Annotated in this window: 25 protein-coding genes and 1 pseudogene; 9 read left to right on the top strand and 17 right to left on the bottom strand. The window is 63.5% G+C overall.

Going from position 1 to position 19,515, the window contains the following annotated elements:
• Positions 1-3: 3 nt before the first annotated feature.
• Positions 4-1,779 carry a prenyltransferase/squalene oxidase repeat-containing protein gene (locus DZC73_RS25590; RefSeq protein ID WP_124543217.1) on the bottom strand — a complete coding sequence of 592 codons (1,776 nt, stop codon included), beginning with the start codon at positions 1,777-1,779 and terminating at the stop codon, positions 4-6.
• A gap of 179 nt (positions 1,780-1,958) precedes the next feature.
• Positions 1,959-2,366 carry a hypothetical protein gene (locus tag DZC73_RS25585; RefSeq protein ID WP_124543216.1) on the bottom strand — a complete coding sequence of 136 codons (408 nt, stop codon included), beginning with the start codon at positions 2,364-2,366 and terminating at the stop codon, positions 1,959-1,961.
• A gap of 79 nt (positions 2,367-2,445) precedes the next feature.
• Between DZC73_RS25585 and DZC73_RS25580 the strand changes: the two genes are divergently transcribed.
• Together DZC73_RS25580 and DZC73_RS25575 are read left to right on the top strand one after the other, a co-directional pair.
• Positions 2,446-2,769: a helix-turn-helix domain-containing protein gene (locus DZC73_RS25580; RefSeq protein ID WP_161974743.1), complete on the top strand. Its 324-nt coding sequence runs from the start codon at positions 2,446-2,448 to the stop codon at positions 2,767-2,769.
• 97 nt (positions 2,770-2,866) lie between these two features.
• Entirely contained in the window at positions 2,867-3,145 is a 279-nt protein-coding gene (locus tag DZC73_RS25575; protein WP_124543214.1) for a hypothetical protein, read from the top strand.
• Between the two features lie 77 nt (positions 3,146-3,222).
• Here the strand turns inward: DZC73_RS25575 and DZC73_RS25570 are convergent, their stop codons facing one another.
• The 15 genes and pseudogenes from DZC73_RS25570 to DZC73_RS25505 form a co-directional block, all read right to left on the bottom strand.
• A complete protein-coding gene (locus tag DZC73_RS25570) occupies positions 3,223-4,164 on the bottom strand; it encodes an NAD(P)/FAD-dependent oxidoreductase (protein ID WP_161974742.1) in 942 nt (313 codons plus the stop codon).
• A 125-nt stretch (positions 4,165-4,289) separates the two neighbouring features.
• Positions 4,290-4,571: a four-helix bundle copper-binding protein gene (locus DZC73_RS25565; protein ID WP_407924129.1), complete on the bottom strand. Its 282-nt coding sequence runs from the start codon at positions 4,569-4,571 to the stop codon at positions 4,290-4,292.
• A gap of 30 nt (positions 4,572-4,601) precedes the next feature.
• A pseudogene (locus tag DZC73_RS30735) lies at positions 4,602-4,667 on the bottom strand (four-helix bundle copper-binding protein); the annotation flags it as partial.
• A 204-nt stretch (positions 4,668-4,871) separates the two neighbouring features.
• A complete protein-coding gene (locus DZC73_RS25560) occupies positions 4,872-5,216 on the bottom strand; it encodes a hypothetical protein (RefSeq protein WP_124543212.1) in 345 nt (114 codons plus the stop codon).
• Between the two features lie 308 nt (positions 5,217-5,524).
• Positions 5,525-6,061 carry a hypothetical protein gene (locus tag DZC73_RS25555; protein WP_124543211.1) on the bottom strand — a complete coding sequence of 179 codons (537 nt, stop codon included), beginning with the start codon at positions 6,059-6,061 and terminating at the stop codon, positions 5,525-5,527.
• A 15-nt stretch (positions 6,062-6,076) separates the two neighbouring features.
• The gene (locus DZC73_RS25550) at positions 6,077-6,454 is read right to left on the bottom strand and encodes a copper-binding protein (protein WP_124543210.1); all 378 of its coding nucleotides are present in this window, start codon (positions 6,452-6,454) and stop codon (positions 6,077-6,079) included.
• Between the two features lie 11 nt (positions 6,455-6,465).
• On the bottom strand, positions 6,466-6,945 hold the full coding sequence (locus tag DZC73_RS25545) for a DUF411 domain-containing protein (protein WP_235835296.1): 480 nt from the start codon (positions 6,943-6,945) through the stop codon (positions 6,466-6,468).
• Positions 6,926-7,498 (bottom strand): cupredoxin domain-containing protein, encoded by a 573-nt coding sequence (locus DZC73_RS25540; protein WP_124543208.1) that lies wholly within the window; start codon positions 7,496-7,498, stop codon positions 6,926-6,928. The genes DZC73_RS25545 and DZC73_RS25540 overlap by 20 nt, the downstream gene beginning before the upstream one ends.
• Positions 7,495-8,247, bottom strand: a complete 753-nt coding sequence (locus tag DZC73_RS25535; RefSeq protein WP_124543207.1) for a class I SAM-dependent methyltransferase — start codon at positions 8,245-8,247, stop codon at positions 7,495-7,497. Before DZC73_RS25535 ends, DZC73_RS25540 begins: the two co-directional genes overlap by 4 nt.
• Before the next feature lie 8 nt (positions 8,248-8,255).
• Positions 8,256-9,683, bottom strand: a complete 1,428-nt coding sequence (locus tag DZC73_RS25530; RefSeq protein WP_124543206.1) for a multicopper oxidase family protein — start codon at positions 9,681-9,683, stop codon at positions 8,256-8,258.
• An 18-nt stretch (positions 9,684-9,701) separates the two neighbouring features.
• Positions 9,702-11,165: a TolC family protein gene (locus DZC73_RS25525; protein WP_235835281.1), complete on the bottom strand. Its 1,464-nt coding sequence runs from the start codon at positions 11,163-11,165 to the stop codon at positions 9,702-9,704.
• Positions 11,162-11,788 (bottom strand): hypothetical protein, encoded by a 627-nt coding sequence (locus DZC73_RS25520; protein WP_124543205.1) that lies wholly within the window; start codon positions 11,786-11,788, stop codon positions 11,162-11,164. The genes DZC73_RS25525 and DZC73_RS25520 overlap by 4 nt, the downstream gene beginning before the upstream one ends.
• A gap of 125 nt (positions 11,789-11,913) precedes the next feature.
• A complete protein-coding gene (locus DZC73_RS25515; protein ID WP_124543204.1) occupies positions 11,914-12,147 on the bottom strand; it encodes a hypothetical protein in 234 nt (77 codons plus the stop codon).
• A 305-nt stretch (positions 12,148-12,452) separates the two neighbouring features.
• On the bottom strand, positions 12,453-12,788 hold the full coding sequence (locus DZC73_RS25510; protein WP_124543203.1) for a copper-binding protein: 336 nt from the start codon (positions 12,786-12,788) through the stop codon (positions 12,453-12,455).
• 38 nt (positions 12,789-12,826) lie between these two features.
• Entirely contained in the window at positions 12,827-13,186 is a 360-nt protein-coding gene (locus DZC73_RS25505; protein ID WP_124543202.1) for a DUF4148 domain-containing protein, read from the bottom strand.
• Positions 13,187-13,359: 173 nt separating this feature from the next.
• Here DZC73_RS25505 and DZC73_RS25500 point away from each other — a divergent pair, with 173 nt between their 5' ends.
• The 7 genes from DZC73_RS25500 (at position 13,360) to DZC73_RS25470 (ending at position 19,515) form a co-directional block, all read left to right on the top strand.
• Positions 13,360-14,043, top strand: coding sequence for a heavy metal response regulator transcription factor (locus DZC73_RS25500; protein ID WP_124543389.1), 684 nt, complete (start codon positions 13,360-13,362; stop codon positions 14,041-14,043).
• On the top strand, positions 14,040-15,413 hold the full coding sequence (locus tag DZC73_RS25495; RefSeq protein ID WP_124543201.1) for a heavy metal sensor histidine kinase: 1,374 nt from the start codon (positions 14,040-14,042) through the stop codon (positions 15,411-15,413). Before DZC73_RS25500 ends, DZC73_RS25495 begins: the two co-directional genes overlap by 4 nt.
• Positions 15,414-15,701: 288 nt before the next feature.
• Positions 15,702-16,514 carry a hypothetical protein gene (locus DZC73_RS25490; RefSeq protein WP_198414977.1) on the top strand — a complete coding sequence of 271 codons (813 nt, stop codon included), beginning with the start codon at positions 15,702-15,704 and terminating at the stop codon, positions 16,512-16,514.
• A gap of 237 nt (positions 16,515-16,751) precedes the next feature.
• Entirely contained in the window at positions 16,752-17,069 is a 318-nt protein-coding gene (locus tag DZC73_RS25485) for a hypothetical protein (RefSeq protein WP_124543199.1), read from the top strand.
• Between the two features lie 285 nt (positions 17,070-17,354).
• On the top strand, positions 17,355-17,576 hold the full coding sequence (locus tag DZC73_RS25480; RefSeq protein ID WP_235835280.1) for a helix-turn-helix domain-containing protein: 222 nt from the start codon (positions 17,355-17,357) through the stop codon (positions 17,574-17,576).
• 296 nt (positions 17,577-17,872) lie between these two features.
• Entirely contained in the window at positions 17,873-18,973 is a 1,101-nt protein-coding gene (locus tag DZC73_RS25475; RefSeq protein WP_124543197.1) for a hypothetical protein, read from the top strand.
• A 32-nt stretch (positions 18,974-19,005) separates the two neighbouring features.
• On the top strand, positions 19,006-19,515 hold the full coding sequence (locus tag DZC73_RS25470) for a hypothetical protein (protein ID WP_124543196.1): 510 nt from the start codon (positions 19,006-19,008) through the stop codon (positions 19,513-19,515).

Below are 19,515 nucleotides of genomic sequence, written 5' to 3'. Positions count from 1 at the left end.
GAGCTACTGAAGCAAGTCCAGCTTGAGCAGGTCGTAGCTGTATTTGTCGATGAAGCTCTTGGCGGCCTTCATCCCTTCGGCCAGCTGGGACGCGCTGATCTCGTCGGCGCCGTGGATGATTCCGTTGCGGCGACCGACCAGCGAAGAAAGCTGGTCCCGAAACTTCAAGGAAGCGCCAGGCTGGGAGATTCGCAGCGCGTCCTGCAAGGCTCTCATGGCGTCTCGCAGGCCGATCGTTTCCGTGCCCGAACTGCGGAACGCCGACAAGTTGAGGTCCTCGCGGTGCTGGAAAACGCCGTACAAGAACATCTCGACGGCATGCACCGTGGCGATGGCCGCAAGGCGCCGATTGTTGGGGCCGTCCTCCCAGGCGAGGTCCTCGGCACGCTGGAAGAAACCCCGAGCCATCAGCAAGAAGCCGTCAACTTGCGACAACATCGTGGGCGCGTCGTGCAGGTACTGCAGCACGACCCGTGTCACGTGCGGCGTGTCCCAACCACTCGCCTCCCACTGGCCGATGTCGGACTGCGCCGCCTGAAGATAGCGCTCGCCGCGTTCGAGCACATGAGAAATATCCGGTGCCAGAGCGGAACGCCGAAGCGCTTCGAGGGCGAACGTCGTCGCAACCACGTCAGGCACGGCTTCCCCCGCCTCACCGAGGTGACCGAACGCGCCATCGGGGCGTTGCTGACCCAGAATCCATTCGACGATCCGAGCGACTTCGGTGTGGTACTTGTCGCCGCCTAGGCGTTGCAATGCAACCGCGACCATGGCGGTCGCACGCATGTCATCGTGGTATTGCCCGTCCTTGGACCACATGGGCCACGGGGTTGCTTCACTGCGCAGATCGAGCAGCCGGCGCAGAACAATCGTCACTTCTTGCCGCAGGCTGGTTTGAACGAGCCGGCTGGTCGCGCACAGGGTCAAGAGGCCCGCAATGGTTTGGACCGTCCCGTCGTCGACGCTCAGTTGACCCGCGGCATAGCCTGCCAGAACCGTGCGGCAATGATTCAGTTCGCGCAGAAGGACCGGACCTTCCGTGGGGCTGCCGTACCGATCCAGAAACGCCACCAGGGCAAACCTCCACGACGGGTCTGCTTGATGGTCACCTTTCGCATGCGTGGCTAAGATCTTCTCGACCGCACTTCTGGCCGCAGGGGTCTTGGCCGCTGTGCGCAACAGGACATGGTGCTCCGGTCTCGCCACTTGGTGCGCGAGCCAGGGGAGCATGGCCCAGGGCTTGTTGAAACCCTCCGTGGGCAGTTGCGCCATTTCACGCAGCAGGACCTTTGCGCGGCTGTCGACGATCCGGTGCATTGCACTGCGGAGTTCGACCGCTACAACCTCGACGGTTCGCAGCGGAGGCGCGGCTGTGGCCAGTTCGAGCAGCTCCGGCGGCAGGTCTCCGTCCTTGATCGCCCAATGAGTGCGGCTGGACTCGAACCGATCGATGTCCAGTTCCTGCCGAAGGCGCAGGATGTCGTCACGCCGCAAGTAGCACCGTTCACTTTGGGGAACGAATTCGAACGTCAGTTCGCTGCCTGCGAGTGCAATGTTGGCAAGGCGTCCCAGACGGACAACAGCCGACGAGGCTCCACTGACTCCGACCTCGTACATCAGCAGCGTGGGCACGTCGGCGAGTTCTGCCAAAGACGCAGGATCAGTGGCGAGGATGCTTTTCGCGTGTTCTCCGCTGTACTCCTTGAACCGACTCAGCTCCATGGAGAACGGTGGAGTTTCCCACCAGCGTGCATGACCATGCACAAGAAGATTGAACATGTGGAGATTCGGTTTGAGGATAGAAGCGACCGGTTTCAGGGATGGAGGTGTCGAAGGCGCAAGGCCGCGATGTTATGGTCCTTCGCGCACGTGCAGGTTCCCCGCTCAGTCCGGGCAGCACTCTTCCTGCCGGAAGCCACATAGGTAGAGCCGCACAAGCCGCCGCCGGTGGGCAGAGGTCAGGCCGCGACCTTTCCCTGGAACGCCACGAACAACACGGTCGCCGCGATCGCTCCCCATGCTCTGACCTGCGGGCTCGCAGCTGGCAGCTGGTGGGCAAATCGGACGAAGTGCTCGCAATTGAACTGGGTCCAGCTGTAGGCCGGATGCGCGCCGGAGCGAGCACGGGCCAGGACCTGCCACCAAGGCAGTGTGCCGGACAGGCCCTCGACGGTCACTTCCTGGTTGCGTGCAAACGTGGACACGAACTCCTCAACGAGCTGTGACCCAGCGAGGCCAGGATTGAGTGAAATGACCTTTCGCGCCTGTCCAGGACAAAGCTCTGTCAGAAGGCCGACGTGGCGGTATGCGCCTCTGTTCACGCTGATGACCGTTGCGGGCGGAAGCGACTCAAGCATGCGATTCATGGTAGGATTCTCATTGAACATGTTTGCATTAAATGCATAAATGAGCAGAGTGTCAACCCCGCAGGTGCCGAAGCCGGAGATGCCCTACCCGTCGCTCCTGGGTCAGGTCGTCAAATCGGAACGCGGTCATCGGGGCATCGACCAGGCGTCCATGGCCGGATTCCTGGGGGTGTCTCAGTCGGCCTATTCCCGCCTGGAGTCTGGCGACACCACGATGAATGTCTGGCAACTCCGTCTTTGCGCGACCGCGCTCGGATTGTCCGTGTCTCAATTGATGGCAAAGGTCGAGGTTGTTGCCCGCCAGATCGAAGGGCAAGGCATCGAGATCGTCGCGGAGCGCCGCACCAACCCGGCAGCGGCGCTCATCGGATTGGCCATCCTGGCCGCCTTCCTCGGAAGCTGATTCGCTTCGAGTCGTTCACGACGACCGCCGACGCAGACCGTGACATTCGGCCAAGCTCATCGCCATAGACTAGGGATCCACACCTGGGAGACTCGAAATGGATGACGACGAACAGAAGCACTCGATGACCTACCAGGAGCGCGAGCAACTGAAGCAGTTCGCGAGGAAAGGTCAGAACCTTGAGCAGACGTTAATCATGATCTCGCACTGGATGTCGTGCGGCCACGATGTCACGTTCTCTGGGTACGCGGCCAACTGGGCCGCGGCGAACTCACGAGACGACGTGGGAGCGATTCGCCAACAGTGGCCCTTGACTGGCCCACGGATGATTGCGGACGACCGTACCGAGTGGGGCAGCGCCGTACGAACGGATTGAGGCCTTGTGCAACATTGGCGGTCATTGCCCCAGATTCCTCCTCCGCTGTCCAAGCACTGAATCGGCAGCATGTAGGCTCACGCGGATGACAGATCGTTGTGAATGGCTGTGGCGGCAATGGCAGCATGACCCACAGCCACGGAAATCTGGTCGAGCGCACTGACCACGTCTCCCGCCGCATACAGGTGTGGCACGCTGGTCTTCGAGTGCGCATCGGTCACGAGATTTCCGCGCTCGTCGACACTGGCGCCCAAAGCCGAGCCCAACTGTGACCGCGGGTCCGCGCCCAACGCCGCATAGAGGACATCGAACCGATGGCCGCTGCCATCGTCCATCGTGACGAAAGCCTTGTGATCGGCATCCACGGCGAGATGTCTGGCCACACCGGGAATGCGGTGCAGGCCCGCTGAATGCACCGCTACGTCGAGCCTTGTGCAGGGAGTCTTGGCCGCAATTTCGATGAACGAAACGTTCGCACTGAAGTGCCGGATGAAGGCGGCCTCCTTCACGCCGTGCAGCGAGTTGCCGATGACGCCGATGTGTTTTCCGGTGAACTCGTAGCCGTCGCAGACCGGACATTGGCGCAGCAGATCGGCGGAGACGAGGGCATCGACACCGGCCACGTCAGGCTGCCGGTCCTTCACGCCTGTGCACAGCAGCACATTGCGCGTCCACAGCTTCTCGTGGCTCAAGCACACCACGAACGAGTCATCCGGATGTCGAAGGATGTGCGAGACGGTGTCATGAAGGACGAAACCGTCCACCTGCCGCAAGTGCCGGACCATTCGCTCCAGCAATTGGACGCCAGCCACACCCGACGGGAATCCCGGGCAGTTGTTGGAGCGCGAGATTTGCAGTGCGCGGCTCGCACCTGCGTCCACGATCCGCACATTGCGATGGAAGCGGCGCAAGTAGAGACCGGCGGTCAAGCCCGCCGGTCCCGCACCCACCACCACGCAGTCAAGCAGTTCGAGCCCACCGTCCTTGGGGTCTTCGATCAAGTCATCGATATCAATCACTGTCAGTTGTCACCTCGTCGTAGTGGTCGCCGTGCCGGCCCGCGGTCCTCTGAGGGGGCCGGCGTCCCGATGCCCGTCAGGCGGCCCATGGCAGCCCCGATGCGCGGGTGTTGGCGGCCATGCGGTCAATGGGCATGCACGCCCAAGGCCGCGTCAGCCCTCGCGCCGGCGCCCTGCCCGCTCATCTTGCGGCACTCCTGGGCGCAGCGCTGACAGGCCTTGGCGCAGTCCTGGCAATGCGCCATCGAGTGCTTGGCACACTCATCGCCGCAGGCTTCGCAGATGTCCGCGCAGACCGCGCAGATGGCCGAGGCGAATTCACCACCGCGCGCCATCGAGGCCGCCGCCAGCTGGCAGATGGCAGCGCATTCGATGTCCAGCGCGCTACAGCGCGCCATCATCTTCACGTCAGGTTCCTGCAGGCAGGCGGTCGCGCAGTGGTTGCATGCCACTGCACATTCGTTGCAAGCGTCGATGCACGATTGAAACTGCTGATGGGCCATTTGGATCTCCTTGCTTCGCGCCGGAAATTCGGCAACCTTGAGAGGCAAACAGAACGCCTGCGGTGAAAGACCACCGCTTGACGTTCGCGCGACCAGCCTCCCACCCGCCCTCTTGTCAGACGCGTGATATCGACGCTTTCGAGCTTCAGGAGGCGTCGTCTGCGGCATTCCCTCCATGCAAATCTGCAAGGGCCGGCAAGGCCTTCATCGACGATGCAACGTGACCATCAAGGTCGACTTCGCGCTCGTCTTGTTGTCCCACATCCAGCAGTAGTCCTGATCGACGGGAACCTGCAGTTCGCCGTCCGAGGAGGCGACCTTGTCTTGCTTGGCCGGGAAGACGACGTTCTTGCCTTCGTGGTAGTGGATGTTGAAGTTCAGCGGCTCGTGGCCCTTGAACGACCAGGCGATGGCCTGGCCCTTGGTGAGCTTTCCGCACAGTTCGGCAAACTTGCCCGGCGCCACGTCGATCGCGCGCTCGAAATGGCCCGACGCATCCCAATCAATCTCGATCAGTTCGGCCCTTGCGCCCGTGCCGATCAGCAGCATCGCGCCGGTCGCGGCAAGGGCCACTGCATTCCTTGTCTTCGTCATCGTTGTCTTCCTTCTTTGTAGTAGTCAAAACCTTCATGTCGCAACCACGGCCCAGGGTCGCAGCCGCTCATTCATCGTCGCCGTCGCTTCGCGCGAGGCGGCGCTCCACCCTTGGGTGCGCGCGAGTTGCCTGGGTGTTTCCACCGCATGTAGATCACGAACACCACGATCAGCAGCCCGACAAACGCGCCCGCGGTGAGGATGTACGTGAACACCTCGTGAGGTTGGTCCTGCAAGCCTCGCAGTTCGTGTGGCATTGGCGTTCACCTGCGCTGACCGCTCCAAAGGAAGAGGGATGCGTCATCGCGCGCAAGACGCCATCCGGCGAGCACGAGCGCACCGCTGACCGCGAGTGCGAAGAGACATGGCGCAAACTCCACGCCTGCGAATCCCTTGGCCACCAGCGCCACGAGCGCACCGGTGAGCGTCCACGCGCCGATGCGTCCCGCTTCATCGACCAATGGCGACCGTCGATACCGCGCCCACATCACCCCCTGGACCACCACCAGCGCCGCCATCGTTTGCACGCCTCGATCATTGGCCGGTGTCCACAGTTCGAACCAGGCAGCGATGACGGTGCCAACGAGGATGAGCGCCGCGGCCATGGTGGCGCCGCCCATCAGCCAACACCGCGCCGCCGCGGCCCATCCGGTTTGAGGGGCGAGCGCGTCCATCGTCCGGTGAAACGCCTGCATCGCGATCACTGCCGCGCTTGCGATAAGCACGCAGTCGCGCCACATCAGACCCGTCGCCAGGGTGGCGGCGGCGAGTCCCCAGGGCAGCGCGCGTTGCAGGCTCATCCCGATGCGACGCGTTTACTTGGCGGACTGGATCTCGGTGACCACGAGCGCCCCGTTCGCCTTCTCCGCCTTGAACATCACCTTGTCGCCTTGTTTCAAGGTGTCGAGCACGGCCGGGTCCTTGACCTGGAAGACCATGGTCATGCCGGGCATGCCGAGGTTCTTGATCTCGCCGTGCTTGAGAGTAATCTTCTTGTTCTCCTTGTCGATCTTGCGGACCTCGCCATCGCTCATGTCGGGCATCTGCATGCCCGATGCCGTCGCTCCGGTCACGCCGGTGGACGTGCCGGCAGCCGGGCTCGTCGCAGCTCCGGCCGTCTGCGCCTGAGCCGATGTCCAGAGACCGGCAGCAGCAAGGATGGCGAGCGCGGTGGTTGCGAATTTGAACTTCATGATGCTTCCTTTCAGGAGTACGACTTGAAAACCGTTGCGCTGGCATCGAGGCCAATCAGCAACACCTGGTACGGGTCTTTGCGCCCGCCTCGCTCCATTCCCGGAGAACCGGTAGGCATGTCGGGCACCGCCAGGCCGATCGCCTGCGGCTGCTCGCGCATGAGCGTGAGAATGTCCAGCGCCGGCACATGCCCGTCGATCACGTAGCGGCCGGCGCGAGCCACGTGGCAGCCGGCGTATTTCTCCGGCATGCCCAATTGCTTGCGCACCGCGGCCACCTCCTCGACCTTGCGCTGGGTGACGACGAACAGGTAGTTCTGCAGGTGCTTGGCCCATTGGTCGCAGCACTCGCAGCCTTCGCTGCTCCACATTTCGACATGAGGCGCAGTGCCGTGCGCAAGAGAACTCAGTGGCAGAGCGCCTGCGAGCGCCGCGGCGCCCGCCCCGATCAGCCAGCCCCGGCGTGCCAGATCAGTGCTTGTGATCGGCATGTCCGTCACCCTTGGCTGCACCGCCCTTGCCTGCAGCGACATTCACGGCGCCCTTCATGCCGGCGTCGTAGTGACCCGGCTGAAGACACGCGAAATCGATCTTGCCGGCCTTGGTGAACTTCCAGATCACCTCGCCCGTCTTGCCCGGCGCAACGGTCACCTGGTTGGGGTCCGAGTGCTCCATCTCCGGGAACTTCTTCATCAGCTCGTAGTGCTCCTTGAGCTCCGCCTCCGTGCCGAGAACGAATTCATGCTTCACGGCGCCGGAGTTCTTGATGACGAAGCGGATGGTCTCGTTTTGCTTGGCCGAGATGCTCGACGGGTTGAAGCGCATGGCGTCGGTCATGTCGACGCTGACCGTGCGCGTCACCTTGGCCTTGTCGCCAGGTGCGCCAATGGCGCTGGCGTCCCCGTGAGAGTGACCGGCTGCGCCATGGCTGTGGCCGTCCGCGGCTTTGCCCGCAGCGGCAGATGCTGCGTGGTCTTCGCCGTCGTGCGCATAGGTGCCGACTGCGAACAGAGCAGCGGCAAGGGCGATAAGTGACTTTTTCATTTCGGCTTTCTCGGTTTGGATGAGGGGATAAAAAGGGGTTCGAAAAAGGCCGGCGCGTACACCGGCGCGTTGGGCGAATCCCGGATGTCGTCTCCGAGCTGCCCGATGGCAATGAAGAGATTGCCGCACCACGCGGACTCAATTTGTCGCAGTTCGGCGCCGCATCCTTCGAGCAGGCTCCATGGGCGGTCGAGTCCCATCCATGTGTCGAAGCTCTTGCGTGCTCGATACAGGTTGAACGCGTTCAATGGCCCACCCCACCACCAGGGCAAGGTCTTGAGGCCGACGATCGCGATGCGCGCGCGTGGCTTGCAAAAGCGAATCAGGCGGTTCAGCGCATCCGGTGACAGCAACACGTCGTGCGCGAAGGAAAAGATCATCGCGTCGGCGCGCTGCGTGGTCTCGAAGCGCTCGGCCGAGGTCTCGTCGACCTGAACGCAGTACCCGAAAGCGATGCCTTCGATGCGACGCTTGGCGTGTTCGGCCATGTGCGGCGAGCGTTCGATGCCCACCACCCAGCCGTTCTCCTGAACCCGGCGGGCCAGCGTCGGCAGCAGCGAGCCAGTGCCACAGCCCACGTCGAAAACCGTCTCGCCTGGTTGCACGTTCAAGGCTTCCAGGGCCCGCAGACGCAGGGCGTCCAGCGGGGCACCGGTCGCGTCATCGGTCATCTCGAACGGGCTGTCGTGATGACCCGCGGCGCTGGGTGGGGAGCGTCGAAGGAACTGCTGCAGCAACGATTTGACCATGATCGCCCTCAATGGTTGTGCTGCGCAGACCCGGCGCCTGGCTTGCGGATCTGTACTTCGATGTCCTTGGGCCTGTTGCGCCGCGACACCGGCATGGACTGCCCGCCTTCGCTCGCGAACCGCGACGGTTCGGGCATGGCGCCGGTCCACTCAAACGCGTTGGTGCCTGTCGGGTGCTTGTACCAACCCGGGTCCTTGTAGTCGCCGCGCGGCTGGTTGCGCCGCACCTTGACCACGCTGAACATGCCGCCCATCTCGACCGAGCCGAAGGGGCCCTCGCCGCCCATCATTCGCGCGGTGTTGTCGGGAATGGGCATCTCCATCTCGGACATGTCGGCCATGCCGCGCTCGGCCATCACCATGTAGTCGGGGATGAGCTTGTTGATCTCGCGCACGACCCCGCGATGCTCCACACCGATCATCGTGGGCACCTCGTGGCCCATCGCGTTCATCGTGTGGTGGCTCTTGTGGCAGTGGAACGCCCAGTCGCCCTCCTCGTCCGCGATGAATTCGAGCTGGCGCATCTGGCCGACCGCCACATCGGTGGTGACCTCGTGCCAGCGGCTGGACTTCGGGGTCGGGCCGCCATCGGTGCCGGTGACGAGGAACTCGTGCCCGTGCAGGTGCATCGGGTGGTTGGTCATCGTCAGGTTGCCCATGCGGATGCGCACCTTGTCGCCCTGTCGCACGTTGAGCGAATCGATGCCCGGGAAGATGCGGCTGTTCCACGACCACAGGTTGAAGTCGAGCATCGTCATGATCTTGGGTGTGTAGGCACCCGGCTCGATGTCGTAGGCATTGAGAAGGAACACGAAGTCGCGATCGACCTCGTCGATGAGCGGGTGCTTGGCCTTCGGGTGCGTGACCCAGAAGCCCATCATGCCCATGGCCATCTGCGTCATCTCGTCGGCGTGCGGGTGGTACATGAAGGTGCCCGGCCGGCGCGCGACGAACTCGTAGACGTAGGTCTTGCCCGGCTCGATCGGCGTCTGGGTGAGCCCCACCACGCCATCCATGCCGTTGGGCAGACGCTGGCCGTGCCAGTGGATGGAGGTGCGCTCGGGCAGCTTGTTGGTGACGAAGATGCGCACGCGGTCGCCCTCCACCACTTCGATGGTCGGCCCCGGCGACTGGCCGTTGTAGCCCCACAAATGCGCCTTGAAGCCCGGCGCCATTTCGCGCACGACCGGTTCGGCCACGAGGTGGAACTCCTTGACGCCGTTGTTCATGCGCCAGGGCAAGGTCCAGCCATTGAGCGTGACCACCGGGTTGTATTGGCGCCCGGTGTTGGGTACGAGCGGGGGCATGGTGTTGGGCGTGGTCTGCAGCACGGGCTCGGGCAATGCAGCCATCGCTACCTTGCTCACACTGGTGGCGGCCAGAGCCACGCTCGCCCCGGCGCCGCCGAGCAGGAAGTTGCGTCGATTCGTTGTCATGAGAATTCCGTCAAAAGGTCAGTGGCCGGCGGCCTTGGCGCCGCTCGCGGAACTGGAGTCGCCGTCTTGCGACATGGACATCGAGGACATGGGCCGGCCGATCAGGGTGGCTTGCAGCCCCGCGTCCGCGAGCCAGAAGTCGCGCTGCGCGTCGATGGCCTGGACCACGCTTGCAATCTGTTCGCGCGAGTCGGCGAGCAGCTCGAACACGCCGATCAGCATCCCGTTGTAGCGAAGGATGTTTTCTTCGGCGATCGTCTTGCGCAGCGGCACGATCTCGTCGCGGTAGTGGCGGGCGATGTCGTAGGCGGTGCGGTAGGCGCCATAGTTCTCGCGCACCTGCGAGTTGGCATCGACGGCCACCTGCGCTGCGCGGTGGAACGCCGCCATGTAGGTGGCTTGCGCGCGGGCTCGCGTGGCGTCGCCGAAATCGAAGATCGGCAGCGGCACCGACAAGTCGTAGCCCTTCTGCCGGGAGAGGCCCGTTTCGTTCTTGCGCGTCACGCCCACCTCAAGACCATTGACGATGCTGGTGACGCGCGTGAGCCCCTGTTCGCGCGCGACGAACTCCAAGTTCGCCTGCGCCATGCGCACGTCCAGGCGCTGCGCCATGGCGGTTTTGGCGATGCTTGCTTCGTCCTTCGGCGCCGCCGGCAGGTCGGGCAGGCGATCGGGAAGCTTCAACGCCGAGGACTGCTGTTCGTTCAAGCCGAGGATTCGGATCAGTGCCTCGCGGGTCGAGCGCGCGGCTTGCTGAGCCCGGGCCAGCTGTGCGACAGCGTCGGCCGAAAACGCCTGTTCCCTCGCTCGTTGCAGCTTGCTGTAGTTGCCCACCGCTTGCATCCGTCGAGCCAGTTCGGCGCCCGCGTCGGCCGTGGCCTTGACCTGTTGGAAGTACAGCACCGACTGCTGGGCCGCGACGGCACTGACCCACGCCTGGCGGGCGTCGGTGGCGGCTTGAACCACGTTCGACGCGAGCGTGAGACGACTGGCTTGTTGCTGGTAGTCCGCGAGTCGCAAGCGAGCTGGCAGGAGCAGCAGATCAAGCACCGAGAAGCTCAGGGTGCGCGTGAGTTCGAGTTCGCGTGCCCCAGCGTTGTCCCGCACGAGGCGTTCGAACGCGAACACCGGATTGGGCAGCCGGGCGGACTGGGTCGCCGCGGCTGAGTTGGCGGCGCTCTCGTAGAGCATTGCCTGCAAGGCGGGGCTGTAGGCCAGCGCGATGCGAACGGCGTCGTCGCCGCTGAGCGGCTTAGCCAGCAGCGCGTCGACATCGGTTTGTGCCTGGAGTCGAGCGTCTTCGGTGGTGAGCCACTTCACCTCACCGCCAAGGCGCTCCTGGCTCAGCTGTTGCACGCTGGTGAAATTCTCGTTGATGGTCGTGCTCGCACAACCGGCCAACACCAATGCGGCGACGGCAGCCGCGAGCAGTCGTTGGCGGGGCAAGCGTTCGATGAGCTTGGAGCGCATGTTCTTGTTCATTGCATCTGGTGACCGGAGTGAGCGCCCGAGGCGGCGGGCGCCGCTGAGGGTTGCTTCGGGGGCGTGGCGGTGCTGGCGGCCTTTGGCGCAAGAGGCGTGACTTTCGCGGGTGTGGGAGAGCGGCCCGGGCTGCTTGCAGCGGGCGACATCGGGGGCGCAGACCCTGCGCCCGAGGCCGGCATGGCCATCCCACCATGACCGGCGGGCATGTCTTTCATGCCAGGCATGTCCTTCATCCCCGGCATGGCAGGCATGCCCTGCTGTGCCGGTGCAGTGGCTTCGCTGCCAGCGGTTGGCCCGCCTGCGCCCTCACGCGCATACGCTTGCCAGCCGCCGATGCGCCCCACCACGTCGTTCGCTTCGCGCCACGACACGACGGGTTGCTCGTTGAACGGCCGATAGCCATCGAAAGCCGATTGGTAGCGCATCGGGTCACTGACAGATGCGGAGGCGTTGGCGGATGCGGCCTTGACACTGGCCGCGGTATTCGCGCTCGCCGCCTTGCCGGGCGTCGCGGACGCCTTGGACGCAGCGGGCATCGCGCCGGAGGCCTGCGCCGCCGCGGTACCCACGGCGGACGCGAGCAGCACCGTCCAAACGACGGAGCGAAACTGGGAATGCATGAGAATCCTCGGGAGAGGCCCCAGGGCGGACCGGCACAGGGCCGATCAAGCGATGCTTGGGGCGGTTCGACTGGGCGAGGAAGCGGCGCCGAGATCGGCGCGCGCCAAAGCGTCACTGACGAGCGTCAGGCGAGGATGGACCGGGGGGGCCGCTCGGGGCCCTCGGTGACGAAGACCACGACGCTGCGCCGATCGAAGGTCGTGAAGAAGTCGGCCACTGGCGTGGCTTCAAAGGAGACGATGGCCGTCGGAAGCGCGGCGGCCATGCAGCACGAGGCACATGCACTGCACGAGCCTTTGGTGACCTTGCCCGAAGCGCCCTGTGCCTTCAGGTGACCGTGCCCCAGGTCAGCCGTCATCCCGTGGTGGTGGTCAGAGTCGGCGTCTGCCTGATCAGCATCGTGCGAATGCGCCGGGGTTTGAGCCGAATGCGAGTGCTCGTGCATTCCCATCGCATGCGAATGCATGCCCGAGGCGTCTTGATGCCCAGTACCGCAGCCGAACATGGACGCGGCAGCAAAGCCCTGGGCAGGAACCGCCAAGGCCAAGAGCCACATCAATGTGATCCGCAATACGCGCAGCATCTGAAAAGTCTAATGCATCTGTTGGAGATGGCCAAAGGCCGGGAATAACAAAGGGAAACAGTTCATCTGATTCAACTCGATCAGCGGCGTTCAAGCGCGGTCAACACGAACAAACCGTCGAGCCGGTCGGCCTTGAACTTGACCATGTCGCCTGCCTTGAGGTTTGCGAGCTTGGCCGGGTCCGTCACCCGATAGACCATTGTCATCGCAGGCATTCCGAGGTTCTCGATGGGACCATGCTTCAAGGTCACCTTGCCCTGCCCCGCGTCGACCTTCTTGATCTCGCCATAGCAGTAGACGGTTGTGCCGATGGCCGACACCGCCGTCGTCCCCGGTACGGTGGCGTTCGATGCGTGCGCGATAAAGGACAGCGCCGCCAGCGCACCGAGGATCAACGCGAGCAGCAGGTGGGGCATGGATGGGCGGTCGCTTGAACTGAGCGGTGGCTGCACGTTCAGCGCCCCTCGTAGACCCAACCGGCTTCTCCGCCGACGTATCGCCAGCCGGTAGTCGCGGGCTGTTCGCGCAGGCGCATGGCTTGCCGCGTCTCGTCCCGGCTGGAGACGAATCCTGCGCGGGGGGCGTTGTCGGGCAGGCTGGCACTGCGCTGGATCAGGCGCAAGCTGCCATCGCGCCGCGCGGCCTCCAGTTCGGCCTTGACCTGTTCGCGCGTTAGCGTGCTGCTCTGGCCGACAAATTCCGCTCCGGCATCGTTGCGCAGGGTCCGAAAGCCGTCTTGATCCGCAAACACGAGCGGCGAGGCAAGCCCCGTCGCTGCACAGATGATGCTCAGCAAGGGAATGCGATTCGACATGACGGTACTCCTTGATCACAATGTTCCGACAGTCGCCGTAAGCGTTGTGGCACTTCGCGGTGGTGAGACGAAACCGACATCACGGTTGACACTGTAGGCACCCGATGCCGACGCAAGCCTGTTGTTCAGATTACAAATCTGTCAGCTTCGAAACCACCAAGGAGCCCCATCCCATGCGAGTCCTCGTCATCGAAGACGAACAAAGACTGGCCGAGTACCTGCGCAAAGGCCTGTCGGAGAACGGCTATGTCGTGGACATCGCGCACGATGGCATCGACGGCAAGCACCTGGCCGTCAACGGCGACTACGCCTTGGTCGTGCTCGACGTGATGCTCCCTGGCATCGATGGCTTCGGCGTGCTCAAGGCCATCCGCGAGAGCAAGGACACGGCAGTGCTCATGCTGACCGCCCGCGACCGCGTCGAGGACCGCGTCAAGGGATTGCAGCAAGGCGCCGACGACTATCTCGTCAAGCCGTTTGCGTTCAGCGAACTGCTTGCGCGCCTGCAGGCCCTGACACGACGTGGCGTGCGCGTGAGCGGTGACGACGCGACCACTTTTCGGCTGGGCGAACTGGTGCTCGATCTTGCGCGGCGCAAAGCATCGCGCGAGGGGCGCCGGATTGACCTGACAGCCAAGGAGTTCACCCTCCTCGCGCTCTTGATGCGCCGCCAGGGCGAGGTGCTTTCCCGCACGGTGTTGGCCGAACAGGTGTGGGACATCAACTTCGACGGCGACACGAATGCCGTAGAGGTCGCCATTCGGCGCCTGCGCGCGAAGATGGACGATCCGTTCGACAAGAAGATGCTGCGCACGGTGCGCGGCATGGGTTACGTGCTGGAAGCGCCCTCGGCGTGAGTGGCGCACTGCCACGGGCATCGATCGCTGCCCGGCTCACGTTGATGTTGACGTTGGTGGCCGTGGCCGGCTTCAGCACGGTGGGCGCCTTGCTGCATATCGCGCTTCAACGGGAATTGCTACACCTCGAACGCCAGGGGCTCGAAGGCAAGGTCGACGTGGTCCAGCATTTCATCGACGAGGTGCAGAGTGCGGCGGACCTTGGGGAATTGCGTCACCACCTGGACGACACCTTGATCGGTAACGCCGGTCTGCGCGTGTGGATCGTCAGCGCGGATGGCCAGGTGCTGTACGGTGGCTCCCACGTCCCGCCGATTCGGCCGGCCGATCCAGGGCGACTTTTCATCACGCGCGAAGACGGCGTCGTCCTGACCGGTGTCCGCTATGCGCTGCGCACCGGAGCTGTGCTGCCTGACGCGCATGTCCTGATCGGACTGGACCCGCGTCCGCGAGAAGCGCTCATGCGCACATATGACCAAGCCACCGTCCTGGTTTGCGCGCTTTGTGTGGCGATCACTGTGGTGCTCTCGATCGGCGTGACCCGCCGAGGCCTGCGTCCGCTGCGCCGGCTATCGGACGAGGCGTCGAGCATTGCCCCCGATGCGCTGTCCAAACGACTGGCCGCCCATCACGCGAGTTTCGAGCTCGTCCCGCTGGTCAAGAGCTTCAATCGCGTGCTCGATTGCGTGGAGGACGCGTACCGGCAGCTCGAAGGCTTCAGTGCCGACGTGGCGCATGAACTGCGCACTCCCCTTGCGATCCTGATCAATGGGACGGAAGTCTCCTTGTCTCGCGAGCGGCCGGCGGAAGAACTTCGGGACTTGCTCGGAGCGCATCTCGAAGACCTGCGTGGCTTGGCCTCGATGGTCAACGACATGCTGTTCTTGGCTCACGCCGACCGTGGCGATCGGGCTGACAAGCTCGCCGAGGTGTCCTTGCGCGACCAAGCGCTGGGCGTGGCGGACTTCGTAGAAGCCATGATGGAGGCGGGGCGCCACCGTCTGCACGTCGAAGGCGACGTTCGAGTGCGAGCCGATCCCTCGCTCGTGCGGCGAGCGTTGATCAACCTGGTGGCCAATGCAGCACGCTACACGCCGGCGGGCGATGCCATCATGATCCGGCTCGAAGCTCAGCTTGGCATGGCGCGCGTATCGGTCATCAATCCCGGACCACCGATCCCTGAGGACGAGCGCATCCGAATGTTCGACCGCTTCTGGCGGGGAGAGTCCTCCCGTCCCAAGTCGTCAGAGCGCCATGGGCTGGGGCTTGCGATTGTCCGGGCAGTCGCACGCATGCATGGAGGCGAGACTTTCGCTCATTCGCAAGGTGGTGTCACGACCGTGGGACTGACGCTTGGGCCAATTGCCTGACCCGTTCGAACGGAGACAGGCTCTCGGGCCACAGGGGTTGTTCCGCCACTGCGGTCACCATGCTCCCCTATCGCGTGAGGGTGGAAGTCCCTATCCGGTCAGAAATCGCGAACTGCTCAAATCGATTGAGCAGATGCCAGTCCATCCGGCTGGCTCTGTGCACTGGCGAACGACCCGGTGTCTCATCCTTGACGCTGAGTCGCTCGACGATCATCCATCGTCTACCAAGGGACTCCCATGTCAAAGAAGACATTCCAACGCCTTGCGGCGGCAGTTTCGGTTGGCTTGATGCTTGTGGCCGTGGCCACGCCGAGCCAGGCCACCCACTCCTGGGCTGGCTACCACTGGGCGCGAACCACGCCTGAGTTCACCTTGAAGCTCGGCGACAACCTGACCACCGCCGACTGGAAAGCTCACCTCGCGCAAAGCTCCAGCGACTGGAACTCCGGCAACAGCCCCGTGCTCACGGCAGTGGTGGGCGGCACCTCGAACAAGCGCTGCTCCATGGTCGCCGGCACCACGCAGGTCTGCAATGGCAGGTACGGCAACAACGGCTGGCTTGGCCTGGCGTCGATCAACATCACCGGCGGCGTGCACATCACGCAGGGCTCGGCCAAGATGAACGACACGTACTTCAACTCGGCCACGTACAACAATCCCAACGAGAGAGAACACGTGATGTGCCAGGAGGTGGCCCACACCTTCGGTCTCGACCATCAGTCCACCGATGGCAGCTCTCAGAACAGCTGCATGGACTATTTCTCGAACACCGGCGCGAACGCCGGCAGCACCTTGAGCACCAAGCCGAACCGGCACGACTTCGACGAGTTGAGCCTCATCTATTCGCATCTGGACAGCACCAGCACCATCAATCAGATCGCCGCCGAGGTCGTAGCGATGAGCGTCGGACCCGCCGCGGCCAATCGGGACGTGGGCGATGAACCCGAAAGCTGGGGGCAGTTGGTTCGCCAATCCGCCAACGGCCGCAGCTCAGTCTACGAGCGCCACAACGGCGATGGCTCGAAGAATGTCACCCATGTCTACTGGACGCACGAAGCAACCGCCAGGTGTCCAGGGTGCGACCACCGGTATGACCGGTAAGCGCTGAGCGTCGAACGCTGCTGGCGCAAGGAGGCGCCCGGGTAGTCGACGTTTCGAAAGAGGGGGCGAGGCCAAGAGCTTCGCCCTTTTTGTTTTCTCGGTCGCGGCAGGACGCCGAGGCGACCGCACACGTCGTATGCGTGCGCCGAACACACCTTGACGGCTGGGCTCAGTGGGGGGGCTCAGTATCATCAACCGCCTTCAGCAAGCCGCCACGTGGCGGCATTGGGAGCCGCCATGAGGATCAAAGATGTCCGGCCGCAGCCGTTTGTTTTTCAGCTTCGTTGCGACCGTTGCGGCGCCGAAGCGCAGCACAACATCGACGACGGCTTCAACAACTTCCTGCAGATCGAGTTCGATACGAGCTGGGGCTCAGACCTTGGCGACGGAAACCATGTGGAGCTGGACATCTGCCACACCTGCCTGAAGGAGACAGTGGGATCTTGGTTGCGCGCGTCGCCAGCCGCGTGGGCTGCTGTGGGACAGGTTCCTGCATCCGAGGATTTCATGGCCGGAGTCGAGAAGCTTCCCGTCCAGGAGCGGGACCCTCTGTAGTCACACGTCGCGACGTGCGGCGCGATGTCGCGCGGGCCTCAGGCTGCAGATCCGTCGGCCGCTAGCTCTCCATCTCAAGGCGGCGACGAATGCCGGACCTCCATCGACCTCATCCGTTTTGGTCATACCGAAACACACCAAGAGAAACGAAAAATACGGCATATATGCCGTGGTCAGGCAGGTATCTGAATTGGCACTCTTCGCGCCGTGCCACCTGCCCGTTCCGTCCCGTCCAAACGCGTCGCTCCCAAAGCGCGGTCGACCTCGTTCGACCCGGCAATCGCCGTGGCGTTCGGCAAGGTCGTGCGCAAGGAGCGCGAGGAGCAGGACATCGCCCAGGACGCATTCGCCGTACTTGCCGATGTGGATCGTTCGTACTACGGCAAGCTGGAGCGTGGTGAACGCCAGCCCTCGCTCGCCCTCCTGATGCGAATCGCGCACAGCCTCAAAGTGCCACCCGGGGAGCTTGTGCACCGGGTCGAGAAGGCCATGAAGCGCCGACGCTGACCCCGTCAGACCAGCCAGGCGCGCTTGTGCCGGCCGCGGACATCTCGGCTTCCGACCGCGACGCGACCAGCTTCACCTGAATTGGTGAGGCAACCCGAGTCGAAGAGCCTCTCCCCCAGATTCGTGCAGGGAACCCGTCCGTCCCAGCGCGCCGCTTGCTGCTTGCAGCGCGGCCTCGGCGCGCGCCACGAGGCTCTTGGCGCGCCGGCATGTTATCTTTCTGTCCACGGCATATATGCCGTGGACAGAATCAACTTCAAAGCGGCTCGCGACGGACCGCGGCCTCGTATCGATATGTGACGAAGCCGCGCTCGACCTGGGCGCGGCAGTTCAACTTCATCGAAATCATGGCGATCACGATCACGACCCGTGGGCCTCGGCTCGCGTCGCCCAGCGACGAGACGGTGCCACTGTGCGGTTCCCGCTTTGCCACCCCACGGCACCGGGCCATGTTGAAAACCGAGTGGGCGCGCAGCAGGCAAATCCTGACGCTGGTGGTTCTGTTTCTCTGTGGAACTGCGATTTCATCGTCGGCAAAAGCACAGCAGGCAACTAATCTGGACCGCCCCCCCGCCTTCTTCGCAGAATTCAGAAAGCAGGTGGGGACGATAGAAGGCATCACAGTCGGTCCGACATCGCCCTATCGGCTGGCCGTGGAATCGGGTGGCGGCGACTACAACTTCGTCGAGTACCTGCCTTGGGATGAATTTCGCCTCACCTTTGACCTGAATGTCATCAGGACCGCTGAGCCCATTTTGGAAACGATGCGCCTGCTCAAGATTGCGATGCAGCAGGCTTGCGGGCATTCAAAACTTGAACAGCGTCCCCTCGGGCCAAGGCACGGGTTTATGCTCTCCCTTCCCACCGACAAATTCATGACTGAGGTCTACTTCCGAGCATTCGATGAAGGGCTCGTTGGCGAGTTCGAGTGCCAGCAGGCCGACAAGCTCGCTCCGCAGCTCATTCGCGTCCAGTGGGATGACGGAAATCGCTATCCGGCTTCGGTCGTCCCTGCGGCCGAGTGGCACTTCCTCGTCGAGGGCATCGGGCCGGACCAGTTGGCTGCCCATCGCGCGAGGTTCGAGCAACATCGGCGAAGGTCCGATGCGCTGCGCACGAAACTCGCGGTCGGTTCAAGCGTTCAAGTCATGGCGCAGGATGTTCCCGCGCCCCTGCTCGCCCGATACAAGCAGCCTGAGAACCGGCGCAAGCACGCGTACGCAATCTGTGCGCTGGTGACCGACGTGCGAGGCCCGCTGGCTCAAGTTCAGATTCAGGCCGACACGTTCATGCTGCCAGCACGAAAGTTACTTCCGATGGGCCGGCCTGCGTCGGCTGATGAAATGTGGCAGCACCTTCAACAACAAGCGCCAGTGCAGTTGGCCTGTCTGAAGTAGGTTGTCCAGCGTCAAGCGTGAAAGAGAGTGCAATGTTTCAGATCGTGACCCTGCCGCACTGGCAATGCCGCACCCCAGTTTCGTTCAGCCGTCGAGGCGAACACTACTGGACTTGCGCGGAACTTCCGCTGGGCCAGGCCTGGGTATTCGTCGTCAACACAGCTGCCGACCCGAAAAGCCAGTTGGCCGCGCGCTCTGTGGTCGTGGTGTCCGCGGAACAACTGCTCGATGTCCTGGCCGAACTGGGGCCGGATCGCGTCAAGTCGGTCTATCAAATCCACCGTGGAACCGCCGACGACGATGATGCGTTGGTGATCAATCGCCTCTGCGCAATCGACGTAGGCGAAGACAGCCACGACGGATGGCGAAAAGTGTTCATGTTCCAGGCCGACGATGGGGTGCGGTGGGCGGATGAGCGAGACTTTGACGCCGTCGAACGCATCGTCAACCGCGTGGAAGTGGCCGCATTTCGGGCACCCGCGGCGCGGGGTGATGACAACGGATCAGGGGCCCCGAAGGCGCCGTCAATGCAGGACCTTTGA

Origin of the sequence: Rhizobacter terrae, assembly GCF_003852895.1 — a bacterium.
GTDB classification, from domain to species: Bacteria; Pseudomonadota; Gammaproteobacteria; order Burkholderiales; family Burkholderiaceae_C; genus Albitalea; species Albitalea terrae.
Note: the sequence above shows the minus strand (reverse complement) of the source record. Positions and strands in the feature narration are given on the sequence as shown.

What these genes read in the sequence shown, in the direction of transcription:
- DZC73_RS25590 (WP_124543217.1), bottom strand. Translation starts at nt 1,779, where the DNA reads ATGTTCAATCTTCTTGTGCATGGTCATGCACGCTGGTGGGAAACTCCA.
- DZC73_RS25585 (WP_124543216.1), bottom strand. Translation starts at nt 2,366, where the DNA reads ATGAATCGCATGCTTGAGTCGCTTCCGCCCGCAACGGTCATCAGCGTG.
- DZC73_RS25580 (WP_161974743.1), top strand. Translation starts at nt 2,446, where the DNA reads ATGCCCTACCCGTCGCTCCTGGGTCAGGTCGTCAAATCGGAACGCGGT.
- DZC73_RS25575 (WP_124543214.1), top strand. Translation starts at nt 2,867, where the DNA reads ATGGATGACGACGAACAGAAGCACTCGATGACCTACCAGGAGCGCGAG.
- DZC73_RS25560 (WP_124543212.1), bottom strand. Translation starts at nt 5,216, where the DNA reads ATGCTGCTGATCGGCACGGGCGCAAGGGCCGAACTGATCGAGATTGAT.
- DZC73_RS25555 (WP_124543211.1), bottom strand. Translation starts at nt 6,061, where the DNA reads ATGAGCCTGCAACGCGCGCTGCCCTGGGGACTCGCCGCCGCCACCCTG.
- DZC73_RS25550 (WP_124543210.1), bottom strand. Translation starts at nt 6,454, where the DNA reads ATGAAGTTCAAATTCGCAACCACCGCGCTCGCCATCCTTGCTGCTGCC.
- DZC73_RS25545 (WP_235835296.1), bottom strand. Translation starts at nt 6,945, where the DNA reads ATGCCGATCACAAGCACTGATCTGGCACGCCGGGGCTGGCTGATCGGG.
- DZC73_RS25540 (WP_124543208.1), bottom strand. Translation starts at nt 7,498, where the DNA reads ATGAAAAAGTCACTTATCGCCCTTGCCGCTGCTCTGTTCGCAGTCGGC.
- DZC73_RS25535 (WP_124543207.1), bottom strand. Translation starts at nt 8,247, where the DNA reads ATGGTCAAATCGTTGCTGCAGCAGTTCCTTCGACGCTCCCCACCCAGC.
- DZC73_RS25530 (WP_124543206.1), bottom strand. Translation starts at nt 9,683, where the DNA reads ATGACAACGAATCGACGCAACTTCCTGCTCGGCGGCGCCGGGGCGAGC.
- DZC73_RS25525 (WP_235835281.1), bottom strand. Translation starts at nt 11,165, where the DNA reads ATGAACAAGAACATGCGCTCCAAGCTCATCGAACGCTTGCCCCGCCAA.
- DZC73_RS25520 (WP_124543205.1), bottom strand. Translation starts at nt 11,788, where the DNA reads ATGCATTCCCAGTTTCGCTCCGTCGTTTGGACGGTGCTGCTCGCGTCC.
- DZC73_RS25515 (WP_124543204.1), bottom strand. Translation starts at nt 12,147, where the DNA reads ATGACGGCTGACCTGGGGCACGGTCACCTGAAGGCACAGGGCGCTTCG.
- DZC73_RS25510 (WP_124543203.1), bottom strand. Translation starts at nt 12,788, where the DNA reads ATGCCCCACCTGCTGCTCGCGTTGATCCTCGGTGCGCTGGCGGCGCTG.
- DZC73_RS25505 (WP_124543202.1), bottom strand. Translation starts at nt 13,186, where the DNA reads ATGTCGAATCGCATTCCCTTGCTGAGCATCATCTGTGCAGCGACGGGG.
- DZC73_RS25500 (WP_124543389.1), top strand. Translation starts at nt 13,360, where the DNA reads ATGCGAGTCCTCGTCATCGAAGACGAACAAAGACTGGCCGAGTACCTG.
- DZC73_RS25490 (WP_198414977.1), top strand. Translation starts at nt 15,702, where the DNA reads ATGCTTGTGGCCGTGGCCACGCCGAGCCAGGCCACCCACTCCTGGGCT.
- DZC73_RS25485 (WP_124543199.1), top strand. Translation starts at nt 16,752, where the DNA reads ATGAGGATCAAAGATGTCCGGCCGCAGCCGTTTGTTTTTCAGCTTCGT.
- DZC73_RS25470 (WP_124543196.1), top strand. Translation starts at nt 19,006, where the DNA reads ATGTTTCAGATCGTGACCCTGCCGCACTGGCAATGCCGCACCCCAGTT.